29 protein-coding genes are annotated in these 24,414 nt (G+C 40.1%); 9 read left to right on the top strand and 20 right to left on the bottom strand.

Going from position 1 to position 24,414, the window contains the following annotated elements:
• Positions 1-273 precede the first annotated feature (273 nt).
• Positions 274-1,269, bottom strand: coding sequence for an agmatine deiminase family protein (locus PHY84_RS09095; RefSeq protein ID WP_299859069.1), 996 nt, complete (start codon positions 1,267-1,269; stop codon positions 274-276).
• Positions 1,270-1,285: 16 nt separating this feature from the next.
• On the opposite strand from PHY84_RS09095, the gene PHY84_RS09090 reads away from it, so the two are divergent.
• Positions 1,286-2,305 carry an alanine racemase gene (locus tag PHY84_RS09090; RefSeq protein ID WP_299859068.1) on the top strand — a complete coding sequence of 340 codons (1,020 nt, stop codon included), beginning with the start codon at positions 1,286-1,288 and terminating at the stop codon, positions 2,303-2,305.
• 5 nt (positions 2,306-2,310) lie between these two features.
• Here PHY84_RS09090 and PHY84_RS09085 read toward each other — a convergent pair whose 3' ends face one another.
• The 5 genes from PHY84_RS09085 to ribA all read right to left on the bottom strand — a co-directional run bounded on the left by PHY84_RS09085 (position 2,311) and on the right by ribA (position 6,123).
• Positions 2,311-4,260, bottom strand: coding sequence for an EAL domain-containing protein (locus PHY84_RS09085; RefSeq protein ID WP_299859067.1), 1,950 nt, complete (start codon positions 4,258-4,260; stop codon positions 2,311-2,313).
• A gap of 96 nt (positions 4,261-4,356) precedes the next feature.
• Positions 4,357-4,749, bottom strand: coding sequence for a hypothetical protein (locus PHY84_RS09080; protein WP_299859066.1), 393 nt, complete (start codon positions 4,747-4,749; stop codon positions 4,357-4,359).
• Entirely contained in the window at positions 4,746-4,967 is a 222-nt protein-coding gene (locus PHY84_RS09075) for a PP0621 family protein (protein ID WP_299859065.1), read from the bottom strand. The genes PHY84_RS09080 and PHY84_RS09075 overlap by 4 nt, the downstream gene beginning before the upstream one ends.
• Positions 4,964-5,560: a 16S rRNA (guanine(527)-N(7))-methyltransferase RsmG gene (rsmG, locus tag PHY84_RS09070; RefSeq protein WP_299859064.1), complete on the bottom strand. Its 597-nt coding sequence runs from the start codon at positions 5,558-5,560 to the stop codon at positions 4,964-4,966. The genes PHY84_RS09075 and rsmG overlap by 4 nt, the downstream gene beginning before the upstream one ends.
• Positions 5,557-6,123 carry a GTP cyclohydrolase II gene (ribA, locus tag PHY84_RS09065; RefSeq protein WP_299859063.1) on the bottom strand — a complete coding sequence of 189 codons (567 nt, stop codon included), beginning with the start codon at positions 6,121-6,123 and terminating at the stop codon, positions 5,557-5,559. The genes rsmG and ribA overlap by 4 nt, the downstream gene beginning before the upstream one ends.
• Positions 6,124-6,192: 69 nt before the next feature.
• Here ribA and hemB point away from each other — a divergent pair, with 69 nt between their 5' ends.
• Both hemB and argF read left to right on the top strand, forming a co-directional pair.
• A complete protein-coding gene (gene hemB / locus PHY84_RS09060) occupies positions 6,193-7,164 on the top strand; it encodes a porphobilinogen synthase (RefSeq protein WP_299859062.1) in 972 nt (323 codons plus the stop codon).
• Between the two features lie 99 nt (positions 7,165-7,263).
• A complete protein-coding gene (gene argF, locus PHY84_RS09055) occupies positions 7,264-8,190 on the top strand; it encodes an ornithine carbamoyltransferase (protein ID WP_299859061.1) in 927 nt (308 codons plus the stop codon).
• Positions 8,191-8,212: 22 nt separating this feature from the next.
• On the opposite strand, the gene PHY84_RS09050 is transcribed toward argF, so the two are convergent.
• Together PHY84_RS09050 and trpS are read right to left on the bottom strand one after the other, a co-directional pair.
• On the bottom strand, positions 8,213-8,650 hold the full coding sequence (locus PHY84_RS09050) for a hemerythrin domain-containing protein (protein WP_299859060.1): 438 nt from the start codon (positions 8,648-8,650) through the stop codon (positions 8,213-8,215).
• Positions 8,650-9,615 carry a tryptophan--tRNA ligase gene (gene trpS / locus PHY84_RS09045; protein ID WP_299859059.1) on the bottom strand — a complete coding sequence of 322 codons (966 nt, stop codon included), beginning with the start codon at positions 9,613-9,615 and terminating at the stop codon, positions 8,650-8,652. The genes PHY84_RS09050 and trpS overlap by 1 nt, the downstream gene beginning before the upstream one ends.
• A 100-nt stretch (positions 9,616-9,715) precedes the next feature.
• On the opposite strand from trpS, the gene raiA reads away from it, so the two are divergent.
• Positions 9,716-10,045, top strand: coding sequence for a ribosome-associated translation inhibitor RaiA (raiA, locus tag PHY84_RS09040; RefSeq protein WP_299859058.1), 330 nt, complete (start codon positions 9,716-9,718; stop codon positions 10,043-10,045).
• Between the two features lies 1 nt (position 10,046).
• Positions 10,047-10,469 carry a protoporphyrinogen oxidase HemJ gene (gene hemJ / locus PHY84_RS09035; protein ID WP_299859057.1) on the top strand — a complete coding sequence of 141 codons (423 nt, stop codon included), beginning with the start codon at positions 10,047-10,049 and terminating at the stop codon, positions 10,467-10,469.
• Between the two features lie 4 nt (positions 10,470-10,473).
• Here the strand turns inward: hemJ and PHY84_RS09030 are convergent, their stop codons facing one another.
• From PHY84_RS09030 to PHY84_RS08995, 8 genes are all read right to left on the bottom strand, one after another.
• Positions 10,474-10,839, bottom strand: coding sequence for an EamA family transporter (locus tag PHY84_RS09030; protein WP_299859056.1), 366 nt, complete (start codon positions 10,837-10,839; stop codon positions 10,474-10,476).
• Positions 10,840-10,841: 2 nt separating this feature from the next.
• On the bottom strand, positions 10,842-11,975 hold the full coding sequence (gene rffA / locus PHY84_RS09025) for a dTDP-4-amino-4,6-dideoxygalactose transaminase (protein ID WP_299859055.1): 1,134 nt from the start codon (positions 11,973-11,975) through the stop codon (positions 10,842-10,844).
• A 148-nt stretch (positions 11,976-12,123) separates the two neighbouring features.
• Positions 12,124-12,840 (bottom strand): WbqC family protein, encoded by a 717-nt coding sequence (locus PHY84_RS09020; RefSeq protein ID WP_299859054.1) that lies wholly within the window; start codon positions 12,838-12,840, stop codon positions 12,124-12,126.
• Positions 12,837-13,754 carry a glycosyltransferase family 2 protein gene (locus tag PHY84_RS09015; RefSeq protein WP_299859053.1) on the bottom strand — a complete coding sequence of 306 codons (918 nt, stop codon included), beginning with the start codon at positions 13,752-13,754 and terminating at the stop codon, positions 12,837-12,839. The genes PHY84_RS09020 and PHY84_RS09015 overlap by 4 nt, the downstream gene beginning before the upstream one ends.
• A 12-nt stretch (positions 13,755-13,766) precedes the next feature.
• Complete coding sequence (locus PHY84_RS09010) at positions 13,767-15,311, bottom strand: hypothetical protein (protein ID WP_299859052.1); 1,545 nt, start codon at positions 15,309-15,311, stop codon at positions 13,767-13,769.
• Positions 15,312-15,317: 6 nt separating this feature from the next.
• Positions 15,318-16,814, bottom strand: a complete 1,497-nt coding sequence (der, locus tag PHY84_RS09005) for a ribosome biogenesis GTPase Der (protein ID WP_299859051.1) — start codon at positions 16,812-16,814, stop codon at positions 15,318-15,320.
• A gap of 223 nt (positions 16,815-17,037) precedes the next feature.
• Positions 17,038-17,727 (bottom strand): CHAP domain-containing protein, encoded by a 690-nt coding sequence (locus PHY84_RS09000; protein WP_299859050.1) that lies wholly within the window; start codon positions 17,725-17,727, stop codon positions 17,038-17,040.
• A gap of 9 nt (positions 17,728-17,736) precedes the next feature.
• Positions 17,737-18,318, bottom strand: a complete 582-nt coding sequence (locus PHY84_RS08995) for an LPP20 family lipoprotein (protein ID WP_299859049.1) — start codon at positions 18,316-18,318, stop codon at positions 17,737-17,739.
• Positions 18,319-18,386: 68 nt separating this feature from the next.
• Between PHY84_RS08995 and PHY84_RS08990 the strand changes: the two genes are divergently transcribed.
• Positions 18,387-18,839 carry a phosphoribosyltransferase family protein gene (locus PHY84_RS08990; protein WP_299859048.1) on the top strand — a complete coding sequence of 151 codons (453 nt, stop codon included), beginning with the start codon at positions 18,387-18,389 and terminating at the stop codon, positions 18,837-18,839.
• Here PHY84_RS08990 and PHY84_RS08985 read toward each other — a convergent pair.
• The 4 genes from PHY84_RS08985 to PHY84_RS08970 form a co-directional block, all read right to left on the bottom strand.
• Positions 18,775-19,167, bottom strand: coding sequence for a cytochrome C (locus PHY84_RS08985; protein ID WP_299859047.1), 393 nt, complete (start codon positions 19,165-19,167; stop codon positions 18,775-18,777). The two genes, PHY84_RS08990 and PHY84_RS08985, sit on opposite strands and share 65 nt — an antisense overlap.
• Positions 19,164-19,922: a DnaJ domain-containing protein gene (locus PHY84_RS08980; RefSeq protein WP_299859046.1), complete on the bottom strand. Its 759-nt coding sequence runs from the start codon at positions 19,920-19,922 to the stop codon at positions 19,164-19,166. Before PHY84_RS08980 ends, PHY84_RS08985 begins: the two co-directional genes overlap by 4 nt.
• Before the next feature lie 7 nt (positions 19,923-19,929).
• The gene (locus PHY84_RS08975) at positions 19,930-20,721 is read right to left on the bottom strand and encodes a DUF3108 domain-containing protein (protein WP_299859045.1); all 792 of its coding nucleotides are present in this window, start codon (positions 20,719-20,721) and stop codon (positions 19,930-19,932) included.
• Between the two features lie 80 nt (positions 20,722-20,801).
• Positions 20,802-21,848 (bottom strand): hypothetical protein, encoded by a 1,047-nt coding sequence (locus tag PHY84_RS08970; RefSeq protein WP_299859044.1) that lies wholly within the window; start codon positions 21,846-21,848, stop codon positions 20,802-20,804.
• A gap of 57 nt (positions 21,849-21,905) precedes the next feature.
• On the opposite strand from PHY84_RS08970, the gene PHY84_RS08965 reads away from it, so the two are divergent.
• From PHY84_RS08965 to PHY84_RS08955, 3 genes are read left to right on the top strand one after another with little or no spacing between them, the layout of a single operon-like run.
• The gene (locus PHY84_RS08965; protein ID WP_299859043.1) at positions 21,906-22,793 is read left to right on the top strand and encodes a DMT family transporter; all 888 of its coding nucleotides are present in this window, start codon (positions 21,906-21,908) and stop codon (positions 22,791-22,793) included.
• A gap of 21 nt (positions 22,794-22,814) precedes the next feature.
• A complete protein-coding gene (gene kdsA / locus PHY84_RS08960; RefSeq protein WP_299859073.1) occupies positions 22,815-23,636 on the top strand; it encodes a 3-deoxy-8-phosphooctulonate synthase in 822 nt (273 codons plus the stop codon).
• A 3-nt stretch (positions 23,637-23,639) separates the two neighbouring features.
• Complete coding sequence (locus PHY84_RS08955) at positions 23,640-23,888, top strand: hypothetical protein (RefSeq protein WP_299859042.1); 249 nt, start codon at positions 23,640-23,642, stop codon at positions 23,886-23,888.
• Positions 23,889-24,414: the final 526 nt, after the last annotated feature.

The following is a 24,414-nucleotide window of genomic DNA, read 5'->3' as shown; positions in this document are numbered from 1 at the left end:
TTGATTGATGTTTTGTATTATTTTTGTGGTAAAAAATTATAACATTTACATGATTTCAAAAGGCTTTTTAAAATTTAAATTAGCTTAAATTATTGGTTGTTTGCGGGAATCTGCAAGTGGCTCATTAGTTAATTATATAAGCATAGTGTTACAAATATGTTAATTTTTTGCTAAAATTGCGCCATGAATAGAATAGAAAAGACAAAACGAATAGTATTGATAATTTTAGGCTTAAGCCTTTCGGCTTATTTGATATATAGCGGTTTTGCCCTCTTAGAGCAGGGAGACGCCGCTGGCAAAGTTCATGGTGACGCAGTGAAGTGAGCCGTGTTGTTTGATAAGCGCAAAGCAGTTGATGCCCACTATGTCTCTATTTGGGAAGGTTTCTCTAAAAATCTCCAGTGCCTCTTCATCCTGTTTTACGCCGTAAGTCGGAACTAAAACCGCACCGTTGACAAACAAAAAGTTTGCATAAGTTGCAGGCAGCCTCTCCCCTTCAAAGTAACACGCATCACTCATCGGAAGCGATATAAGTCTAAAGCCGTACTCTTTTGCAAAAGCTTGCAGCTCCTCTTCCATAAGTTTCAGCTCTTTATAGTGCTCATCACTCTCATCTAGGCACTGAACATACATAATGCTTTTTTCATCAATAAATCTAGCCAGAGTATCGACATGCGAGTCAGTGTCATCGCCAGCAAGATAGCCGTGGTTTAGGTATAAAATTTTGCTCATTTTTAAATAATCTTGAAGTTTTTTTGTCATCTGTTCTTTTGATAGAGTGTGGTTTCTGTTTTTGTTAAGTACGCACTCAGATGTCGTAAGTATAGTGTCAATCCCGTTGCTCTCAACCGCTCCGCCCTCTAAGATAAGGTCGATTGTAGTGAGTTTTTTAGTGTAACGGTGTGCTATTGCTTGGCTCATGGCGTTGTCTTTTGAAGCCTCAAATTTGCCGCCCCAGCCTGTAAATGTAAAATCAAGCAACGCTATATCTTCTCCGTCTTCCACACACAAAACAGAGCAGTCTCTTGCCCATGTGTCGTTTGTCTCAAACTCTACAAAAAAGAGGTTTTCATGCGGTGCGAAGCGGCTTTTGACACTCTGGGCATTATCGCAAACAACCAGACACTTTTGGTAGCGGATGATGGCGTTGATGATGTTTACAAATGTTTCTTGCGCTTCTTCTAAGTAATCAATCCAGTCACTTTTTGCATGAGGAAATATAATCTGCGTAAAACTCTGCTCTTCAAACTCTGCGATAAATCTTTTCATTTGGTATAATTCCTCCATGGCTTACATCATTTTAAATAAAAACAATTTTTTTAATAACCTCGACATTATTGCAAATCGTACCAAAAGTGTAGATAAAATCGCTCTTGTTCTCAAAGACAATGCGTATGGGCACGGGCTTTTGGAGATGGCGACAATGGCTAGTGAATACGGAATAACAAAGGCAGTTGTTCAGACTTCCGCCGAGGCAGATGCGATTGAGAGTTTTTTTGATTCTATCCTTGTTTTGGCAGACACGCCAAAGAGTGCAAACCAAAAGGCGAGCTACACTATAAACGGCTTAAAAAGCATAGAGAAATTTGCAAAAGGTACAAAAGTCGAACTAAAAGTAGATACGGGAATGCACCGCAACGGCGTAAATATAAGTGAGCTTGAAGAGGCGTTTGCGAACATCAAAAGAGCAGGGCTTCTTTTAGCTGGAGTTTTTACCCATCATAGAAGCGCAGACGAGCTTACAAGCGAGTGGTTTTGGCAAAAAGAGACTTTTAAAACCGTAAAACAAAAAGCAAGAGAGCTTGCATGCGAGTTTGGATTTGAAAATCTTAGATTTCACTCTTGCAACTCTGCGGCTCTTTTTAGGGATAATGATTTTGATGAAGATATGGCACGGGTGGGGATTGCGGCGTATGGCTGTTTGGAACTTCCTCGGGCTTTTGGGGCAGAGGATTTTAAACCCGTTTTATCGCTTTTTGCTTCAAAAAACTCTTCAAGATTGCTAAAGGCAGGCGCACGAGTTGGATATGGCGGTGATGGCACACTTGTGCAGGATAGTATTGTGAGTAACTATGATTTTGGATATGGGGACGGGTTTTTGCGCATTTGTACAAAGAATGGCTACAAAACCCCAAAAGGCGTAGATCTTGTCGGGCGCATATCTATGGATAACAGCTCATTTTTAGGCACACAAGAGGAGTTGCTTATTTTTGATGATGCGAGAGTAGCGGCAAAATACGCACAAACCATCAGCTATGAGGTTTTGACATCACTTAAAAGTCATCTTGAGAGAACTATTGTTTAAAATTCTTATAAATGTTTAAAATCTTCACAAAGAGTGCTGCTAGGTTTTCCTATGTAGTAGCCTTGTACAAAATCCACTCCCATTTTTTCAAGCAGCTCCAGCGAATCTCTGTCTTCTACAAACTCCGCAATCGTTTTTAGTCCAAGGTTAGATGCAAAATTGACAATAGTTTTGACAATAACTCTTGAACTCTCATCTGTTGTGATGAACTTAACGAGTGAGCCATCGATTTTGAGGTAGTCAACATTTAGCTCAAAGATATGCGAAAAGTTCGAGTATCCACTTCCAAAATCATCAATTGCGATTTTACAGCCATGTTTTTTTATCTCTTTGATAAAGCCTTTCATCTCTTGATAGTTCTCTATCTTATGGCTCTCAAGTATCTCAAAAACGATACGCTGCGGTGACTTAAAGGTTTGGATTTGTGCCAGTATGAACTTAAGTATCTCTTGGTTTTGAATATCTAAGATTGATAAGTTTATAGAGAACTCATACTCCGTCTCTTTGAAAAATGCAAATGTTTTAAGAATCATCGCTTTAGTAATCTCAGGGTATAGTTTTGACTTGATGGAGATATCTAAAAATGCAAACGGCATTATAATGCTCTTGTCTTCTTTGATGATGCGAGCAAGAGATTCATATTTTTCGATGCGTTTGCTTCGAGTGTTATAAATCGGCTGAAAAAAAGGAGTTATACGGTCATGTGCAATCGCCTCTTTGAGAAGCAAAAGCGCGTCCGCATTTTTTGTAATCTGCTCTTTTGCATCCAGAGAATCCCGATAAACAACGATATTTTTTGCATTGTTCTTTGCTGTCTGCAATGCTGTATTTGCTTTGATAAGAAGTGCTTCTTTGTTTGAGGCGATACCGCAGCTAAAAGAGAGAAAGATAGAATAAGTCCGCTCTTCAAATTTATTTTTTCCTATTGTGTTGAGAAGGTTTTTTATTCCCAAGAAGAACTCTTCCTCAGATACCTCTAATGTTGTAAAAATCGCAAACTCATCATTTGGCAGCTTATAGACCATGTTTTTGTCGGTACAAAACTCTCTGATTCGTCTGGATACCTGTACTAAAACCGCATCGCCTATGTTGTAGCCGTAGAGGTCATTAATGTCTTTAAATGCATCAATATTGATAAGCGCCAAGTGCATCGAACTGCTAGGCGAGAGGCGTTCTATATCTTCTATAAGTTTAAGTCTGTTTGGCAGGTTGGTCAGCCTGTCTTTAAAAAATGAGTCCCGAAGCTCATCTGTTTTTGCTCTTATCTTGTTCTCAAGAACATCATTAATCTTTTTTGAGTAGTTTAAGAGATAGGTTATTCCTAAAAAGAGGAGTAAAAAGAGGAAGAAATCATAAGAAGCAGTTTTGAAAAAATCTTTGAAAAAATAGCTGCTTAGTGCATCTTTTGGAATTTGTATGCTGATGATGCCGCGCACATCACCGAGTTGGTAATCATAAGCCCCATCATAGCGCTCTTGTATATAGAGCGGGGCTTTTTCTTTTTCACCATGGCATTTAAGACAAACAGGAGTTACTCTCAGTACGCTTGCATACTGGTAAAACTCCTTGTTTTGTTCGTTAAAATAGATATCCTCGTTTGGATTCTCTTTAAAAAATGTTATCGCTTTTTGCTCCTCGTCATTAGCTTGATTTTTCGGATTTCTTGCTCTATCTGAGACAGTCGCAAGTGTTATGCGAAGAGGGTTGTTTTGAGAAAATTTACCGGAGATGGGATGAGAGCTAAAAGCAGGAAGCGCAGGAAGTGTTTTTTCGTTTAAATCAAGCGTTTTGTCTAAAAAAAGTTGTTGGTAGTAGTTTCTATTTTCAACTGCATAGCTGTTAAGAACTTCCGCCTCTTTTTTTGCAAACTCCGCTTCATGCGCTTTAGTTTCACTGTAAATATAGGCAATCTTTATCGCACCGATAAATAAAAAAAGCAGAGGTATGAGTTTCAAAAAATTCCTATTTAAAGTACGCATCGTATCAAGCCGTTTTTAAAATCTTGGATTCATTATAGCCTAAATAATTTTTAAATGTGCCTAAAATGTCTCTTAAGAGTTGATTTTTACAATCGCATTGGGAAATACAACGCCATCAATCCCAAGAAGTGCAAGTTCTTCTATATCTTTCTCTTCAAAAATAAAAGCTAAAATTTTTGCATCCATAAGATACTCTTGTGCTATGTTTTGCGCTGTTTTTGCTAAATTTTTTTCTACGATAATATAAGAAGCGCCAAGAGCGGAAGCGTAAAGAAGCTCTGTGATGTTATGGATATGGAGTGCAAAGCGGAGTTGATTGCATCTCATGTGCTCTATAACATCAAGGCTGCTTTCGCTAAATTCCGCATAAAGAAGGCAAGAAGGCGGCGTGTTTTCTATCGCCTCTATGCAGCAGATGTGGTAAAAACTCTCACTCTGTAAAAATCTATGCCCGAAAAATATCATTTTATCTTCTCCAAACACTCTTTAGAACAGTAGTATTTGCCGTTACTGATTATGGTATCATCAAGAGCGCAGTAGATACCGCATGTGGCACATTCGACCATATCGCTGCTTTTTGGTTTATCTTTTTTTTCATCACCCTGCATCTGAGGTCTTTTTTTTATGAACATAAAATAGACCAGAGCAATTACACCGACAACGAGTAAAACTTTCCATATCATATATCTTCTCCCATTAGCAGATAGTGTCTCTTTTTTGTTTTTATGATTTTGTAGTTTAACCCGCTTGGAACTTCATCATAAACTCTTTCGCCCTTGTAAAAAAGGAGTTTTGAGTGTGTGTCACGGAAGTTTTTACTCAGTTCTAAGAGCATTTTTGTATCAATAACGGCTCTTGAAGTAACAAGTTCAAAGATTTCGCTCGGCATCTCTTCTACTCTTTTTTGTACCACCGTGACATTCTCAAGCCCCAAATCAGCCTTAATAAAGTGTAAAAAACTCGCACGTTTTGCCAGAGGTTCTACAAGAGTTACCTTTGTATCGGGCAGACCCATAGCAAGGATAAGCCCCGGAAAACCCGCACCCGTCCCGATGTCTAAAAGATTTTTAACTTTTGGCAAAAAGGTGACGGGATAGATGGAGTCGTAAATGAAAGCGTCCATCGTTTTTTCATCTCTTGCACCCGTGAGGTTGTGGATTTTGTTCCATTTAAAAAGATGCTCTTTGTATTTTTGGATGTTATAAAAAAAGTTTTCCGGCAATGCTACGTCTAGTTCTAAAAGCGCATCTTTAAGATTTGAAAAATTTTCCATCATGAGAGCATATGACCCATACTCTCTTTTTTTACAGCCAGATAGGCCTCATTGTGCGGATTTGACTTCATAATGATGGGTACTCTCTCCACAATCTCGATACCGCTGAGTGAATCAATCTTTTTTGGGTTGTTTGTAAGCAGCCTAATCTTTTTTATACCAAAATGCGCAAGGATAAAAGGGACGATTTCGTAAGTCCGCTCGTCCGCCTCAAAACCAAGCTGATGGTTGGCTTCGATGGTGTTGAGACCTTTATCTTGCAGAGCGTAAGCGTTTATTTTGTTAAGCAACCCGATGTTGCGCCCCTCTTGTCTAAGGTAGATAACCATGCCGTTGGTTTTTGATGCAAGTTTGAGAGCATGCTCCAGCTGGTCTCTACAGTCACACTTTAAGCTTCCCATTGCATCACCCGTTAAGCATTCAGAGTGAACTCTAACGATAGGAACTTCATCCAGCGGCTCTTTGTAGATAACCAAATGCTCTTTGCAACCCTGTTTAAAGACTTTGACTTTAAAGTCTCCAAATCTTGAGGGTAAATTTGCTATCTCTGAAATTTCAATATTCAATTACAATGCCTTGTTTTTTACTTTTAAAAGGGTAAAATTTTCAAAAATTATAGCTTAAAAGGTTTAATAATGTTTCAAAGATTTCGCAGAACACGCCTCAACAACCATCTTCGCTCGCTTGTACGTGAAACAAGCGTAAGTGCAGACGACTTTATCTATCCGCTTTTTGTGAGAGGCGGCGAGGGGATAAAAACAGAAGTTGCATCTATGCCCGGAGTATTTCAGATGAGCATTGATGAGGTTTTAAAAGAGTGCGAGGAACTTAAAAAACTGGGACTTTACGCAGTCATCTTATTTGGAATTCCGGATGTAAAAGACTCTATCGGTTCTGATTCATTGTGTGAACACGGCATCATCGCAAAAGCCATCCGTGCCATCAAAGAGGCGCATCCGGAGATGTTTGTCGTGACTGACTTATGTTTTTGCGAATACACAGACCACGGGCATTGCGGTATCATTGATGAAAAACACCAGACCGTAAACAATGATGCGACGCTAAGCATCTCCGCACAACAGGCTATTGTTCATGCAAAAGCGGGAGCGGATATGATAGCGCCATCGGGCATGATGGATGGGATAATTCAAACTTTGCGAGAGGCACTGGACAAAGCAGGGTATGAAAATCTTCCGATTATGAGCTACTCCACAAAATTTGCTTCAGGTTACTACGGACCGTTTCGTGATGTGGCAGAGTCTGCACCTAGTTTTGGCGACCGTGCGTCATACCAGATGGATCCTGCAAACAGAAGAGAGGCAATAGCGGAGAGTATAGCCGATGAGGCGCAAGGAGCGGATATCCTTATGGTAAAGCCTGCTTTGGCATACCTAGATATCGTACGTGAGATAAAAGATGCAACCTCCCGTCCGATGGCGGTTTACAATGTAAGCGGCGAATATGCAATGATAAAGTTTGCGGGCATGAACGGACTTATTGACTATGAGAGAGTGGTTATGGAGACGATGGTTGCCTTTAAAAGAGCGGGAGCGGATATCATCATCTCTTATCATGCAAAAGAGGTCGCAAAGATGTTACAAAAGTAATCTTTTGTACTCTTTGTAACAAAAGCGTAACCTTGAAAGAGGGTAGATTAAAGAAAATTGTTATAAACTTAACGCTTATTTTTTTTAAAAGGTATGGCATTGAGACATTTTTTAACACTAAGAGATTTTACAAAAGAGGAGATTTTAGAAATCATTGATTTGGGTCTGCAAATCAAGCAAAATCTCAAATCGGGTATCTATAACGGTGAGTTAAAAAACAAAACACTTGCCATGATTTTTGAAAAAAGCTCCACAAGAACCCGTGTGAGTTTTGAAACAGGAATGTTTCAACTCGGCGGACACGCACTCTTTTTGTCTAACCGTGATATTCATTTAGGACGCGGCGAGCCTGTCAAAGATACCGCAAGAGTGATTTCAAGCATGTGTGACATGGTTATGATACGCACATTTGAGCACTCCATGATAGAGGAGTTTGCCTCTTACTCCAAAGTCCCGGTTATCAACGGCTTGACCGACTCCTATCACCCCGTACAGCTTTTAGCCGACTATATGACTTTGGTGGAACACGGCGCACATAAAAACATCGTTGCGGCATATGTAGGCGATGGAAACAACATGACACACTCATGGATGATGCTTGCCGCAAAACTGGGCTTTGAGCTAAGAGTTGCCACGCCAAAGGGCTATGAGGTAGATGCAAAGATACTTCAAGATGCGCTTGAAATAGCCAAGGCAAGCGGAGCGGTTATAAAGACCATGAATGACCCAAAAGAGGCAATCAGCGGCGCTACGGTTGTCACAACAGATACATGGGTCTCTATGGGGCAAGAGGATGAAAAAGAGCAGCGCATCCAAGCATTTAAAGGTTTTATGGTTGATGATGAGGTGATGTCTCTGGCGCAAGAGGGTGCAAAATTTCTCCACTGTCTGCCTGCTTACAGAGGCTATGAAGTAAGTGAAGAAGTTTTTGAAAAACACTCAAAAATCGTCTTTGACGAAGCCGAAAACAGACTTCATGCCCAAAAAGGTTTGATGGTTTGGCTAGATAAGCAAAGGGATATGTAGCTTTTGTTATCGTTTTATTCGGCTAATAAGCGACAGACCGCATCTGTCTAACGATATGGTCTGCGTCCTCGCCGAGATGCTGCTCTGCTAGGGTGTAGAGAAGCTGCTCCTCTTTCATGTTGTGTTGCTGCATAAGTATCATGAGTGTTTCGGATAGTGAAAAAAAGCTCTCTTTATCCATGCTCTCAACTGCTTTGCGCATCTTTGAGAGAAGTGTTCGCATCTGTTCATGCTCCATCTCCATCGCCTTTATTGCACCGCCTGCTACACTGCTTGCCTGCCCAAGCATAGGAAAAAGAACTATCTCCTCCATGCTAAAGTGGTTTGTAAGGTCGCTGCTGAACTTTTCGTATAGCTTGGGAGCATCGCTGTTTTTTGCCGCAACCGCCTCTTCTAAGAGAGCAAATTCCTCATCACATGCCCGATGGTCGTTTGTCAAAAACTCTTTTATGTCAGACATCAGTATTTTATCCCCGTTACGCTTCTTATCTTTTCTATCGTAGGAAGTGCGGCTTCTTTTGCTTTTGCGGCGCCCGCTTGTAAAATCTCTCTTACTTCGTCTTGATGTGCCTCGAAGTACTCTCTTTTTTCTCTAAACTCTCTAAAGTACTCCCACATAACCTCTGCAAGATAGATTTTGAAGTGTCCGTGTCCCTCTCCGCCTCTAAGGTATCTCTCTTGAAGTGCCAAGAGGTTTTCGCCCTCCAAAAAGAGTTTTGCCATGTTGTAAACATTGCATGTTTCATACTCTTTTGGCTCTTCCATCGCTACATTTTGAGTTACTATCTTTTTGATGGTTTTTAGCTGAGATTTTTCCTCTCCAAAGATATTTACCGTGTTGCCGTAGCTCTTGGACATCTTCTGCCCGTCGATGCCGGGGACGGTTTGAACCTCTTCTTGGACTTTAAACTCAGGTATTGTTAGGATATCGCCGTAGCAGTTGTTAAACTTGATGGCGATATCTCTTGCTATCTCGACATGCTGAATCTGGTCTTTTCCAACAGGAACGACCTCTGAACCAAAGAGCAGGATGTCTGCTGCCATCAAAACAGGGTAGGAGAAGAGCGAGTGGTTTGCGGCAATGCCTTTTGCCATTTTGTCTTTGTAGCTATGCGCTCTCTCTAAAAGCCCCATTGGTGTAAATGAGGATAAAACCCAGTAGAGTTCAAGCACCTCTTTAACATCGGACTGCACCCAAAAAACGGACTTTTGCGGGTCGATACCAAGGGCCAAAAAGTCGGTTGCGCACTGCATGGTAAGCTCTGCTAGCCTTTTGCCATCGCTTACGCTTGTTTGTGCGTGGTAGTTTGCTATAAAAGCAAAGGTTTGGTTCTGTGCTTGCGCTTCCACCATCTGCTTGATAGAACCAAAATAGTTCCCGATATGCAAATCTCCCGATGGCTGAATCCCTGTTAAAACTCTCATACAATTACTCCAAAAATTCTCAATATTTAAGGCGGTATTATACTCGTTTTAACTTTATTTCGCTACCATAGGGGTATCTTAGAGATAAAAAGGATAGAAGATGAATGTACAAATTCACGCAAAAGATATTACACTACATGCAAACACAAGGGCGCATATAGAAGCAGCGGTTGCAGCTTTTAAAAAATACTCACTAGATATTACAACGGTCAATGTCAATCTTGGCAAAGAGAAAAAAGGGATTTTGGTGGAGTTTGATATCCATATAGCACATGCACAACCGGTGGTTATCAATCAGGCGGATGACAATTTGGAGAGTGCGATAGACTTGGCGATAGACAGAGCGTCAAAAGCACTCCGCAGACTTCATGACAAGGTTATTTCACACCATGCAACATCTCTTAAAGATATAGAAGTGGTGAGCGAGTAGTATGTACGACTGGGTTTTATGGTTTCACATACTCTCGTTTATCTCGTGGTATGCGGTACTTTTTTATATGCCGCGCCTCTTTGTTTATCATGCAGAAAATGCTGAAAATGAGGGGTTTGTCAAGGTTGTAAAAGTAATGGAAATGAAAATTTACAAGTATATCGGCGTGCCTGCCATGTGGGCAACGCTGCTTAGCGGTTTTTATCTCGCATTTGCGCTTGGATTTAAAGGTAACGGCTGGCTTCATGCAAAGATTTTGTTTGTTGCGGTTTTGGTAGCGTACTTCTTCTCGCTGGGTCACTTCCGTTTGAAGTTTTTGGAAGACAAGTGCACAAAAAGCGGCAAGTTTTTCAGAGCTTACAATGAAGTTCCGACGATTTTGCTGCTTATCATCGTTGCAATGGTTATCATAAGACCTTTTTAGGTCTCTATGATGCCCTTGAGGTTATGATGATGCCTGTAACTATAAGTATTAATCCCAATAATTTATAAAAACTAAAACTCTCTCCCATAAAAAAAACCGAATATAGAAACACGATAACAAAAGTAAGCCCCATAAAAGGGTAAGCGTAACTAAGCTCAAACTTTGTCATAGCCGCCATCCAACACATGGAAGCCAAAAATGCACTGATAAAACCGCTAAAGATAAACGGGTCTAAAAAAAGCTTGAGTAAAAAAAAGAGCTTCTCCATCGTCTCGGCAGGCAAAGAGCCGTAGTTGCCGATGCGCATCTTGATGATAAGCTGTCCGTAAACCGTAAAAAATATAGTTCCAAAAATATATACATATCCCATGATTACTTACCGTAAAAAGATTTTATAACGCCACAGACCGTGTCTCTCTCGTCGCTGCTTAACCCAAAGTACATAGGAAGGCGCACAAGTCTCTCGCTCTCTTTTGTAGTGAACTCATCGACCCCGTTAAATCTGCCGTATTTGATTCCTGCCGGTGCGGAGTGCAGAGGTACATAGTGAAAAACTGCTCCTATCTCCTCTTTTTTAAACGCATCCAAAAGAGCTGTTCTCTCCTCTAAATCTTTTACTTTAAAATAGAACATATGCGCATTTTGGATACAACCATCAGGCACTATCGGCAACTCTATAAAGCCCTCATCTTGTAAAAAACTTAGATTCTCATAGTAGCTTTTCCATGAGTTTAGGCGGTTTTCGTTTATCTCATCGGCACATTCTAGATTTCCCCAGAGGTAAGCGGCACTTATGTCGCTTGGCAGATAGCTGCTCCCTACATCAACCCAAGAGTATTTGTCAACCATTCCACGGAAAAAGAGGCTTCTGTTTGTCCCTTTTTCTCTTATGATTTCGGCTCTTTGGACAAACTTTTCATCGTTTATGATAAGAAGTCCGCCCTCGCCGGCACTTGTGTAGTTTTTTGTCTCATGAAAACTAAATGCGCCGAAATGCCCGATAGTTCCGAGTGCTTTGCCTTTGTAGCTGCTCATCATCCCTTGCGCCGCATCTTCAACCACAAATAAGTTGTGTCTTGAAGCAATCTCCATGATAGTGTCCATCTCACACGCAACACCAGCATAGTGAACAGGCACGATAACTTTTGTTTTTGTCGTTACGGCATCTTCTATTTTTGTTTCATCTATATTTAGCGTGTCCGGGCGAACATCGACAAATACAATGGTCGCACCTCTTAGAACAAAAGCGTTTGCAGTACTTACAAAAGTATATGAGGGCATAATGACTTCATCGCCCTCTTTGATGTCAAGCAGAAGCGCCGCCATCTCAAGCGCATGTGTGCAGCTTGTAGTCAAAAGCGCTTTTTTACATCCAAGTCTCTCTTCAAACCATTTATGGCATCTCTTTGTAAATGCACCGTCACCAGAGATTTTGCTGCTTTTCATCGCTTCTAAAACATAGCGTTCTTCATTGCCTGTAAGCGGCGGTTTGTTAAAGTGTATCATTTTGTTTCCTTAAACCCGAATTTTGCAATAGAAATCTACCATCTAGTACAAATCATTTAGCTTATGGCATTTACAAAAATTCATCGATTAACCTTCAGGTTAACCTTAAAATTTTTGTAAACACCCTAAACTAAAGCATTCGCACTACCTAGCAAATTTCTATTGCAAAATTCGGGTTAAAACTGTTCATATATTTTGTAGCATTGCTGCCCTCGTTAAAAATCAAATCGATTATGCTTACTCCGTGAACAAACGGCGGATACAACTGTTCATATTCGCCATAGCCGCTATAGCCCATCCACTCCACTTTTATGCCTGCTTCTTCAAACAAACTCTCATCAAGATAATTTTTAGCAGAAGGTCCGCTGAGGTAGTGCGTTGCACCCGCATCCTTACAGATTTGAACTAGCCTTAAAGTTTGTCCCTCTGTAAGGTTAAAATCTTCACATTTTGAGATTTTTGTTTTGATGCCCAAAATCTCATTTATGGCTACTAGAAACTTGTAGTTTATGGCGCTTAAAAGCTCCTCATCTGCAACTTCTTTGTAGAGGTTTTCAAAAAGATCTTTGTACTCCTTAAAGTGTTTTGCTTTTGAGTAGTTTTGAGATATGGTTTTGAAGTGTTTGCTCGCCCAGAGTTTGTCGCTTACTTTTGTTTCGTTTATCTTTTGGCTCATGGACTCAAAACGGCATGGGATGGTTAGCCACTGAACGCCATTAGGTGTTTTTATGAGGTTTCTGTTGCGCCAGTCGTTTTTTGTGTATTGGACACAGTCGTAGAGTACAAACTCATCCACCATATTTATCATATCAAAATACCCTTTCCAAGGTATGTAGTTGGATTGTAAAATAGCTACTTTTTTCAATTGATTATCTCATCTATAATGTAGAGCGGGCGGTCTTTTACCTGATCAAAGATTTTACCGATGTAAAGACCTACAATCCCAAGGATACCAAAAAGCAAACCAAAGAGAAAAAACATAGAGACCATTAAACTTGTCCACCCCTCTACGCTAAAGCCGTAAGTGTAGTGTGCAACCATCAATCCCACTGCAACGAAAAAAGAGAGCACGGAGACAAAAAGTCCAAGCTGGATGATGAGTTTGAGCGGTTTGTTTGAGTGCGATACGATGGAGTCGATAGCCAGATTTATCATTTTTGAGAGTGTGTATGACGATGTGCCGTAAACCCTCTCGTCATGCTCTACATCAATCTCTATTTTTTTAAATCCTACTATTTTGACAAGCAGCAAAAAGTCTCTGCTCTTCTCTTTAAACCCTTTTATAGTTTCGATCACTTTTTTGGAGTAAACACCGAAATTGCCGATAGTGTGGTCATGCTCTGTGTCTGTAAAATACTCCAAAGTTTTATAAAATAGCTTTGATGTAAATGTTTTAAAAAAACTGTCTTGCCTCTCTGCTCTTCTTCCATGCACCACATCATACCCTTCGAGCGCTTTTTTGTAGAGTTTTTCTATCTCCTCGGGTCTGTCTTGTAAGTCGCAATCCATAACGACAACATGCGCTCCAATGCAGTTGTCAATCCCTGCCGTGATGGCATAGTGCTGCCCAAAGTTTCTTGAGAGTTTGATGGCTTTTACATTTTTGTCATTTTTTGCAATCTGAGAAACTACTTCCCAAGAGTTTTGAGGGCAGTTGTCGTTTACAAAGATGATTTCATAGCTGTTGCAGATTTTTTGCAACACAGAGGTGAGTTGTTCATAAAGCTCTTGTATGGATTCTCTACATCCATAGATAGGTGATATTACGCTAATTTGCATAATAATAAGTCCTTAGTTGGTAATAGGGTTTGTATCAAAGAAATAGATTTTATATCTCTCTAATGTAATTGTTTTTGTCGGCTCGCTTAAGTTGTGCTCTTTTGTCGCTCTTTCAAATGGTTCTATCTTCTCGCTAGGCATAAGGATGAAAGAGGCACTTCTGTCTGTTTTGTCGTACCAAGCAGAGCTTGAGAGCCAAGTTCCCACTTCTCTTTTATAGTTTTGGTCTTCAAGAGGTCTTATCTCCACTTTGCTATCGCTCAAAACTGTAAAAATATGCGAATGCCAATATGGCGCATATCCCTTTGTAGCGTTGTTCTCCAGCAATGTTTGTATAACCTCTTCTCTTCCTTGGATAATCTTGGCCGCAACATCTCCCTGAAGTGTATTTTGGATAGAGAGATAGGACAAAAGTATTGAAAACATAAGTAAAAACTTCACTCTTTTTGAAAAAAACTTCCAAAGTATGCCGTTATTTACAGCTATAAATAACACAAATGGAATTATATATCTAATATTTTCTTTTGCAGCATAAAGTCCATTTGAATGCAAGGAAGTAAGGGCGTAAATCCCAAGGATAATAAAAAATCCGCTATATCCAAGAGCGATGGTGTAACGCTCAAAAGGAGTAAGGGCATCTTTGTTTCTAAGGGCATAAAACATAGGAACAAAAAAGATGGCAGTGGTGCAAAGAAGTTTGAGTAGCGTAATTACGCTATCAAAGGAGACGAAAGGAGCTTTGTCCCTCCAAAGTCCGCCATAAAAATTCCAAAGTCCGCCAAAAGATCTCCAGATATGCTGCGGCAACTCTTCAAAGGCAATAAGAAAAGTTTTCTCGGCACCCGTATGCATCTGGATATGCTGAAGTATAAAATATCTATAAATAATTCCGGCCGCCAAACCTGCAAAAAGATAGAGAAGAAATTTTTTATAGCGCAACTCTATATGTTCATGAAAAAGAACAAACGGTGCAAAGAGCGGTGCGAGAAAGTAGATGGCAAATCTGCTTGGGTTTTCCGCAACGAAAAAGAGGCTGATAGCCACAATTAAAAAAGCAGCCAATAAAGGTTTTTCCCTCTTTTGCATCAGCCAAAGTGCATACAGATACCCAATCATTGCGCTGTAGTACCAGATATATGCACTCTCCCCGAGGACTTCACGTATATACATTGGAGAGTAGAGCGTCGAGAGACCTATGAGTGCTATGAGAATGCCATCGCTTGCAATACCTATTCTTTTGAGATAAGAAAAGGTAAACCAGAGCGAAAAGAGAAAAAAAGAGATGACCGTGAGTGTGTGAACATCATACGCATGCAGCCCCAAGAGAGTGAATAAAAGAGCGGGCGTGTGTTTAAAAAAAGTCCAAATATCGCCGTTGACATACCACCAGCTTTGCGGATAGTAGGAGCCTTGACTGATAATCTCTTGCGCTAAAATATTTGCTATCGCCGCATCGGAGTTGAAAAAAGCCCTGTAAACAAAAGTCTGATAGTAAAATAAAAAGAGAAGATTAAGTGCAAAAATGAGAAACAAAAAGGTGGTAAGTCTGCTTCTCATAGTTTTTTACTTCTCCCCGCGTTTTTTTGCTTTAAACAAAACAGGTGTTCCGCTAAAGTTGAAGGCTTCTCTCAGTTTGTTTGTGAGGTATCTTCTGTAGGTAAAGTGAAGCCCTCTTGGTTTGTTCATGATGATGGCGATTTTCGGCGGTCTGATGTCGTACTGTGTTGCGTAGTAGATACGGATAACCTGTCCGCGCATACTTGGGAGCTGATGACGGATAAGCGCTCTTTCTAAAACAACATTAAGTTCGGATGTTTTGATATGCTGTGAGTAGTTGTCGTTAATCTCCAAAATCATATCAAAGAGCTTATCGACTCGTTTGTGTGATTTTGCGGAGAGGGTAATTATGGGTGCATAAGAGAGGAATTTAAACCTATCACGCACCTCTTTGATGATGTTGTCATACTCTTCTCTTTTTGCGATATCCCATTTGTTGAGTACGATAATGCACGCAAGACGGTTGCTGTCAACCAAACCTGCAATTTTCTCGTCAAGGTCTAAAAAAGGCTCGCTTGCATCTAGGACAACAAGTGCCATGTTGGAATTTTCAAGCATCTCTTTTGTACGCATAAGCGCAAATTTCTCAATCCCCACAATTTTGCCACGGCGTCTAAGACCTGCCGTGTCAACAAAAGTAAGCTGTTTGCCTTTGTATTCGATGCTCTCGTCAATCGGGTCTATTGTTGTTCCTGCAACGTCACTCACAACAGAGCGTTCTTCACCTAAAAGTGCGTTGAGAAGTGAGCTTTTGCCGACATTGGTACGCCCGATGATGGAGATTTTGATATGGTTGATATCTTCTGGGTTATACTCTTTAATCTTATCGTTTTGTGCAAAGATGGAGTCGTCTGTAATCTCCTCTTCCTCATCTTCATCCTCAGGATAGAAAAAGCCGTCGTCCTCTTCTTCATCGTAGAGTTCATCATCAAAATCATACTCACTCATATCCTCTTGGATGACATTTATATCATCTTCATCCTCTTGTTCGCTCTCTTCTTCTTTTATGATGTCTTCATCTGGCAATCTGTCGTAAATCCACTCTAAAAGCGCATTGATACTTCTGTTATGCGAGACGGAGATACCAAAAATAGCATCTGTTCCAAACTCATAAAAATCCCAAAGATTGTCTTTCATCTTGTCATTGTCTATTTTGTTGACGACAAGAGCTACCTCTTTGCCCAGTGTTTGTAGTTCATAGAAGAGTTTTTTGTCTTCATCTTCGGGGATGCTTTTTCCATCAACCATATAAAGAACGATATCGGCTTTACGTGCTGCTTCAAGAGATTTTTCTTTGATTTTGTCGAAGAGTTCACACCCTTTGTCAAGTCCGCCCGTATCCAAAAGAAGCGCCTCTTTGTCAACGATAACAACATGGCGTCTTTTTACATCTCTTGTTGTTCCGGCAATGTCGGATGTTATAGCATCTCTTTTTTTAACAAGTCTGTTGAAAAGCGAGCTTTTGCCGACATTTGGACGACCGATGATAGCGATTTTTTTCATGTGTTACCTTGAGTTATTTTTGAATGGAGAAGTTAAGGGCACCTCTAAAAACTCTAGCCGTCTTCAGCGATAGAGCCAAGCCCACACTCTGCGTTGATTCTTTTTGCCTTAGCTTGAGCTAGGGCTGCAAAGAATCGCCTTGATTGTGAACTTGGCTCTATCGCTGAAGACGGCTAGAGTTTTTAGAGGTGCCCTTAATTTTAGAATTATATCTAAATGTATGCTAGTTTTGGCTTAGTGTTGACCCATCACTAAAAAGCGGTTTTGCAAATGCGCTAAAATAGTAAGCAGTTAAACATTTCTGCTTTGGCGTACCGGAATAACATCTTTTAAGATAGCTGTTAACGCTTTTTCCGGAGACGGCTTGAGCATGAGAGAATTGTATATTGAGCTGATCAATTCTGTTTTTTCCTTGGATATTATGGATAAAATGGATTGTTCCGTCGTCGTCAATTTGTGTTACGATTCCAACATGAGTAATGTTAAAAGAGCCGATTTTTCGTTTTGATTTTTGAATGGTGTCTTCAAAAAAGACCAAATCACCGATTTTTGGGGTATCTGTGTCAAAAACTCTCTCTTGTGCCCTCATGATGTTAAAGATAGCTTTGGAGCGCTTTGCATTATCATAATATTGAGACAGATGGCTTGACTTGTAGTATGGCTCATCGTTTTGAAAATTGACCAGCTCTACAAATCCTGAACAATCCTTTCCGCTTTTTTTATCAAGATGCTCCAAGGCACTCTCAACTAAGGCAGTACGTAAAACAGCCTCTTTATCGACTTTTACAACAGGGAGCGTCTCTGCTTTTACTTCTTGTTCAATCGGTTGTACATCAACGATAACAACCTCTTTTTGCGAACATCCGCTAAAAAATAAGAGAGCAAAAAAGAGAAGAGAAGAAAAAAAATTCACTACTGCTCTTTACTTCTCTTCAAATTCTTTTTCAAGCTCTTCAAGTGCATTTTTTGCTTTAAACTGCTGCCAAAGCGCATTGTCATTATTAAAGCTTGTTCTGATGTTGTTTTGAATCTGTTTATTTGCTTCGCTTTTGGAGACTGTCACAAGCATATAAATCGCACCGGATGGAGCAGTCCACATATCCACCGCTTTTGAGTCTTTGAGATTGACTTTTGCTACCTGCTTTGTGACGCTCTCGGTAGTTTTGTCAACTGTCTCTGTTGCTGTAACACCTGTTGTGCCTGTGTAGAGACTTACTTTGTCTTTTACCGTAGTCTCTATCTGCTGCGCTAAATCTGAACGCCCGTTTGCCATTGCCACTCTTCGCATATGATCCATCCCGGCACTACTCTTCTCGGCAATGCCCACGCCTGCATAGTACTTCTGCGATTCAGGGATACATGTCCACTGTGGAGCTTTTACTCCCTCTTGTTTGCATCCAAACTCTTCAACGCTCTTTGCTACTTCCACATCCTTAGAACAGCCACTCATTGCAAGTACAAGCAAGCCTGCAAACGCAATAGATAAAATAGTTTTTGTCATCATCTTGTTTCCTCTGTTTTTCTTAAGCGATTGTAGCAATTTTCGTCTTAAGATTTATGTATAATACCCATATGAAATACTATAGTTATGAATCTTTTAGAAACGATACAAACAAACTTCTTGTGTCGCTCAGAGAAGAGCATTTTGATGCCATAGTTGCCATAGCGCGAGGCGGACTTACACTCTCTCATGCGGTTGCTGAGGGGCTAGAGATTAGGGCTGTGCAGAGTATAAGAACAGAGCTTTACGATAAGAGCCAAAAGAGAGAGAAAATCGTACTCTTTGGCAGTTGTACTTTTGAAAATGCAAAGCGTGTTTTGGTGCTTGATGATATCTCCGACAGCGGAGAGACGCTTCAGGCGGTGATGGAGCATTTCACAACCGAATTTGCAGGTATAGAGTTCAAATCAGCAACGCTTTTTTATAAAAAAACATCCATTTATGAGCCGGACTTTTGGGTTAACGAAGCGGACGACTGGATAGACTTTTTTTGGGAAAGAGATTATCAATCTCCCCTTTTGTAAAATCGGTGTCGTAGAGATAGGCAGCTATTTCTCTAAGTGTCTCCTCGTCAAACCCAAGTTCGGGCATCAGCCCGTGTTTTTGGATGGCATCATGCATAAGCGAGCCTTTTTCTGTAGGTTTTAAAACCCACTTTGACATGTAGTTTACAAACTCTTTTTTATCTGCAAATGCATTTATATATCTCTTTTTAAACTCCACAACCGATGGAGCGGAGATGGTTTTTGTAGGGTGGTGGCATGTAACACAGTTGCCGCTAAAGTATAGCTCTCCGGCACTGCTTGCCTTAAGATATGAGAGCGTGAAAAAGAGAAGCCAAAGATATCTCACGACTCTTTCCTGTGAGCTTTAATCATCTCATACGCTTGGTTAATCTCTTGTGTTTTTGCAGTTGCTTCTTGCATATAAGCTTCATCTCTGCCCTGTGATTTGACGATATCGGGATGATACTCTCTGATGAGTTTTCTATAAGCTTTTTTGATGCTGTCCATATCATCGCTCTCTTTGACCCCTAGGAGTTTATAGGCATCGTTTATGTTTGCTTTTGGTTTGATGCTGCGCATCATCTTCTCAAACTGATCAAACATGGCATGATAGATTTTTGGATCAAGTGCAAAAGCCTCGGCGATAAGTGCGAGGATTTTCTCTTCGCTTTTGCTTACCGTACCATCCACAAAGGCAAGCTGAATCAAAAATCCCATAAAATGGTGCTGTTGCGCTTGGTTTCTTTTTGTAAGTTGAGCAAGCCTTTGGGCTACCGCTTCAAGATTGTCACTGCGCTCTTTCTCTTCATTAAAAATCTCTTTGAGAAGTTCTTTGGTTTTTTGCGCCTCAGGAAAGAGTGCTGCGATATCATCAAACATAATCCCGACAAGCTGTGCCTCAAGCGCATCGACTCTGCCGTCAGCCTTTGCAACCTTTGCTACGAGTGCTACAAAAAGCCCAAGTTCGCTTTTTTGAAGAGACTCTTTGGAGAGAGAGAAGTTCTGAAACGCCTCTTTTGAGTAAGCATCATACTTCGAGTAACTTTTAAAAATCCAGTAAAAAAATAGCCCTAAAAGCGCAAATAAAATAATGTTTCCCATGTTTTTCCTAATTTAAAATTTTATGACTGACCCGCAGGGCCCTCATGCTGCCGACCCAAAAGATTTCATCCATCAATCCCTCCTGCAACAGACCGTCTTTATCATAGACAAAAAGAGTGTCAACCACTTTATCATCTTTGTCAAATGGCTCTACGTGGAGGTTGTAGATGATGTGTGCATCACCTTTTAGCTTTTGTTGTGCAGCTGCTTTTCTTTTATCGGTAAGACATTCGTAGTAAATCTTGTTTTTGTCATTGTGCGCTCCGACTGCAAAAATCGCGTGCTTCTTTTCTAGCATATCGCACCCATATCGGCTGTTAAGGTAGATACTCAGCGTATCATCCGCAAGAAACGGGTCAAGAACTTCCTCATTTCGTGATTTTTCTTCTACTTCTTTTGTAACAAACTTGAAATCTTTAGAGTCAAAGCGTGTTTTGTTAACAATCTTTACTTTCTCTTCTACAAGCAATACCTCTTTTTTCTCATGGTTAAATGTGTAGGTTTGTACTCTTGTTCTTTTGGTTGTTTTTTTTGTTTTGATAAAAATATTTGGGATGTATCTGCCATTTTTGATAATGCCTCTGCTCTCAAAAGTCTCTACTCTGTCTTTAAGAAGAAGCGCAGCTACATCAATCGTCTGTGCAACCGCTTTGGCTTCATATGTGCTGCCGTCTTCCTTGATGAAAACGTCACAATAGCCGACATGTCCAAAGAGTGTTGCAAAAACATCGTAGCGTGTTACGCTCTCACGAGCAAAAAAAGAGCTGACAAAGAGAAAAAAAAGCAATACTATTTTCATGTAACTCCCACCTGACACTATATTGGCTAATTATATCAAAAATTTACTATAAATATAATATGGAATTATACCAAATACAACTAATCAATCTTTCCAAAATAAAAATCTACATAAAAATGTACGGCATAGTTAGGTTCATAGTCGTACTGTCTGTGAAAACTAACCCCCGGTTGCACCTCATACGCTATCCATTTGCGAAAGATATTTTGACGCCAAGAGAAAAATCCCGAGTAGTTGCTTATGCCATTGTAAGGCTCTGGATGTTCATCACATGAGTATTTGGAGTTTCCCCAAAATTGTTGAGTATAGCTAAAACCTTTTGTTTTGGAGAGCGTAAGATAGTATGAGAGTGCCAAAGCATAGTCAAATCCATCCACATGAGATTGTGTTTTACGATGCAAGGTTGTACGAAAAAGGGAGTTTTCTTCGAGTGTTTTGTCAAAGTAGATATTTGTCTCCTCGCTCCAATCTGACTTTAGAGAGTATTTGAATTGCTGTGTAGGCTCAATACGCCATGAACCAAGAGTAAAATCTGTTGCATATCTTGCTCTTGCGTAGCCTGTAAAACTGCTCATGCCTATGGAGTAGTGAGACTTTATATCTTTGTAAATAGGAGCAAAGTAACGCAGACCGGCCTCATTTTTGGTTGTCTCTTTTTGGCGAAGGTCGCCGTTGTCAAAGTAGTTCTGCTCAACATCATCAATGTAAAGCTGAAAATCTCTTTTTGTTCTACTTAGCGGTATATGCGCCCTGATTTTATAGTAAAAATCAGCAGACTCTTTCGTCTGAAAGAGAGAGCCAAGGCGAATACGAAGAAAACCTTTTTGTGTTTCATCCATATACTTTTCACTCTTAAAAAAGAGATCTACTGATTCATTTGCCTGTAAAAACTCATTATCGAGCTTTTTTTCAAGCGCATCACAGGAGAGAGGTTCGTCAGGTTCGTTTATCCAGCCGCTAATGGTTTTATCAATATCGCTGATAAAATCGACAACACCGCTTGAGAGCGCCTCTTGTTTTTTGTCTATGTAGTCAATAAAACCGTTATTTGACGCACCACTTTGCGCAAAGAGCGAAGAGGAGAATAAAAAAAGGGAACCAATCAGAGCAATCGTGCGTAGAAACATAACTTTCTCCTTTGGTATAATTATAACAAATTTAAAAAGGTTGGTGCGCTTTTAGGAATGAAACGATTAGAAAAATTGAATAATGGTGTAAAATACATGCTTCTTGCTTCATTTATTTTTGCCATAATGGGTGCATTTGCAAAACTTGCCTCAGAATATATGAGTTCGCTTGAGGTGGTCTTTTTTAGAAATATTTTTGGTGTCGCCTTTATAGGGTATGCGCTTTACAAAACCCCGATGATACAAAGTGGCGGCAGACCTTATTTGCTCTTTTTTAGAGGGTTGATGGGCTTTTTGGCGCTTTTGACATACTTCTATAACATTGCACACATCCCTCTTGGGGATGCCGTAACCTACTCAAAAACCGCTCCTATTTTTACCGCCGTTTTTGCATCGCTTTTTTTACATGAAAAGCTTTCTTTTAAATCTTGGCTCGCTGTTTTTGTGGGTTTTATCGGTATCGTTCTTATCGCAAAACCAACGGGCATTGGGTTTAGTAAGTATGATTTGCTTGGGATTTTCAGCGGCATTGGTGCGGCACTTGCCTATACCTCCATCCGTGAGCTTAAAAACTACTATGATACGAGAATGATAGTGCTCTCTTTTACACTAGTCGGCACGCTTGGACCGATTTTGCTTTTTGTTTTTTCACACTATTTTTATATTGAAGAGCTTGATTTTATGTTAGGAAAATTCGTTATGCCTAGCGGAATCGTCTGGTTTTATGTCATCTCTCTTGGGGTTTTAGGTACACTTTCGCAGTACTATATGACAAAAGCGTATGGTGAGACAAAAGCCGGAATAGTCGGGGCGGTAAGCTACTCCAACATCGTTTTTGCCATAGTTGTAGGTCTGTTTCTTGGCGATGGATTTCCTAGTCTTATGACTACTTGTGGTATAGTTTTGATAGTCGCAGCGGGAATCATGGTGGCAAAAGCGAAATAATATTATATTCGTTATGCTATAATCACTTCTTATTTTTTTAAAGGCAAATATATGAAACTGCTCGCTGGTCCTTGTGTTATTGAGAGTGAAGAGAATATTTTTAAAATCGCCAAAGCACTAGAAGTTTATCAAAATGACCCAACCATAGATTTTTACTTTAAATCTTCCTTTGACAAAGCAAACCGCACATCGCTCGATAGTTTTCGCGGTCTTGGCATGGAAGAGGGGCTTAGGATTTTGCAAAAAGTCAAAGATGATTTTGGCTACAAAGTAGTTACCGATGTGCATGAGTCGTATCAAGTCGCACCCGTTGCCGAAGTTGTCGATATGCTCCAAATCCCCGCTTTTTTATGCCGTCAGACAGATTTGCTTGTGGCATGTGCAAAAACCACAAAAGAGGTAAATATCAAAAAAGGGCAGTTTATAAACCCGCCCGATATGCGCTACTCCGTTGCAAAAGTTCTTAAAACACGCGGTTGTGATGAGGTGAGTTATGAGGCTTCCAAAAAACATGGAATTTATCTGTGTGAGCGAGGAAGCTCTTTTGGTTACGGAAACATCGTGGTTGATATGCGCTCACTTGTTATCATGAGAGAGTTTGCACCGACTATTTTTGATGCGACGCACTCTGTTCAGGCACCGGGTGCGCTTGGCGGAAAAACAGGCGGAGACAGAAAAATGGTGCCTTATCTTGCAAGTGCGGCGGCAGCTGTTGGCGTGGACGGTTTCTTTTTTGAGACCCACTTTGACCCAAGTGTTGCTCTGAGTGATGGACCAAACATGATAAAACTTGATGAGTTGGAAGTTCTTGTCGCTAGAATTAAAAAAATTGGGGAGATTTGAAAAATGATTACTTTGACTATCGAAGATAAGCAGATTGAGCATATATTTTTAGATGAGTTTCATAGCAACAAAGAGAAGTTTTTTGAATTTATAAAACTTAGTTTTGATAGCAATAAGACAAAAAATAAAACTTATGACGAAGATTGGTCTTACTTGGAAGATGAGATACAAGAAGGACTGGATTCTGGGATTTGCGAACAAACTCATGATGAAATATTTGATAAATTAATTAAAAAATATGCTTCCAATTAAATATACCAAGAGAGCAGAAGTTGATTTAGATAAAATTTTTTATAATATATTTCAAGATAAACAATCCGTGGCAATTGAGTATGTTAAGGGCACCTCTAAAAACTCTAGCCGTCTTCAGAGGGAATCAAAAAAGATGAGATGATGCAAAATCTTTTTTGAGCCTTAGCCAACGCTAAGGCGATAAAAAGTTTTGCGGCATATCGCTTTTTTGAACCCTCCCGCAGGGCGATAGAGCCAAGTCCACACTCTGCGTTGCCTCTTTTTGCCTTAGCCTTAGCTAGGGCTGCAAAGAGCCGCCTTGATTGTGAACTTGGCTCTATCGCTGAAGATGGCTAGAGTTTTTAGAGGTGCCCTTAATAAAATGAGAGAATTTATAAGGCTATTACAAACAAATCCTTCTCTTGGATTTGATTGTAAAAAGAAAAATATTGATAAGAATTGTAGAATATTAGTTTTTGATAACTATAACATTTATTACACTATTTTTCATGATTCCATTAGAATTGCTAAAATTGTAAATTCAAAA

The organism is Sulfurimonas sp. (assembly GCF_028694605.1).
Taxonomy (GTDB): domain Bacteria; phylum Campylobacterota; class Campylobacteria; order Campylobacterales; family Sulfurimonadaceae; genus Sulfurimonas.
The sequence above is the reverse complement of the archived record's forward strand: the minus strand, read 5'-3'. Positions and strand labels throughout refer to the sequence as shown.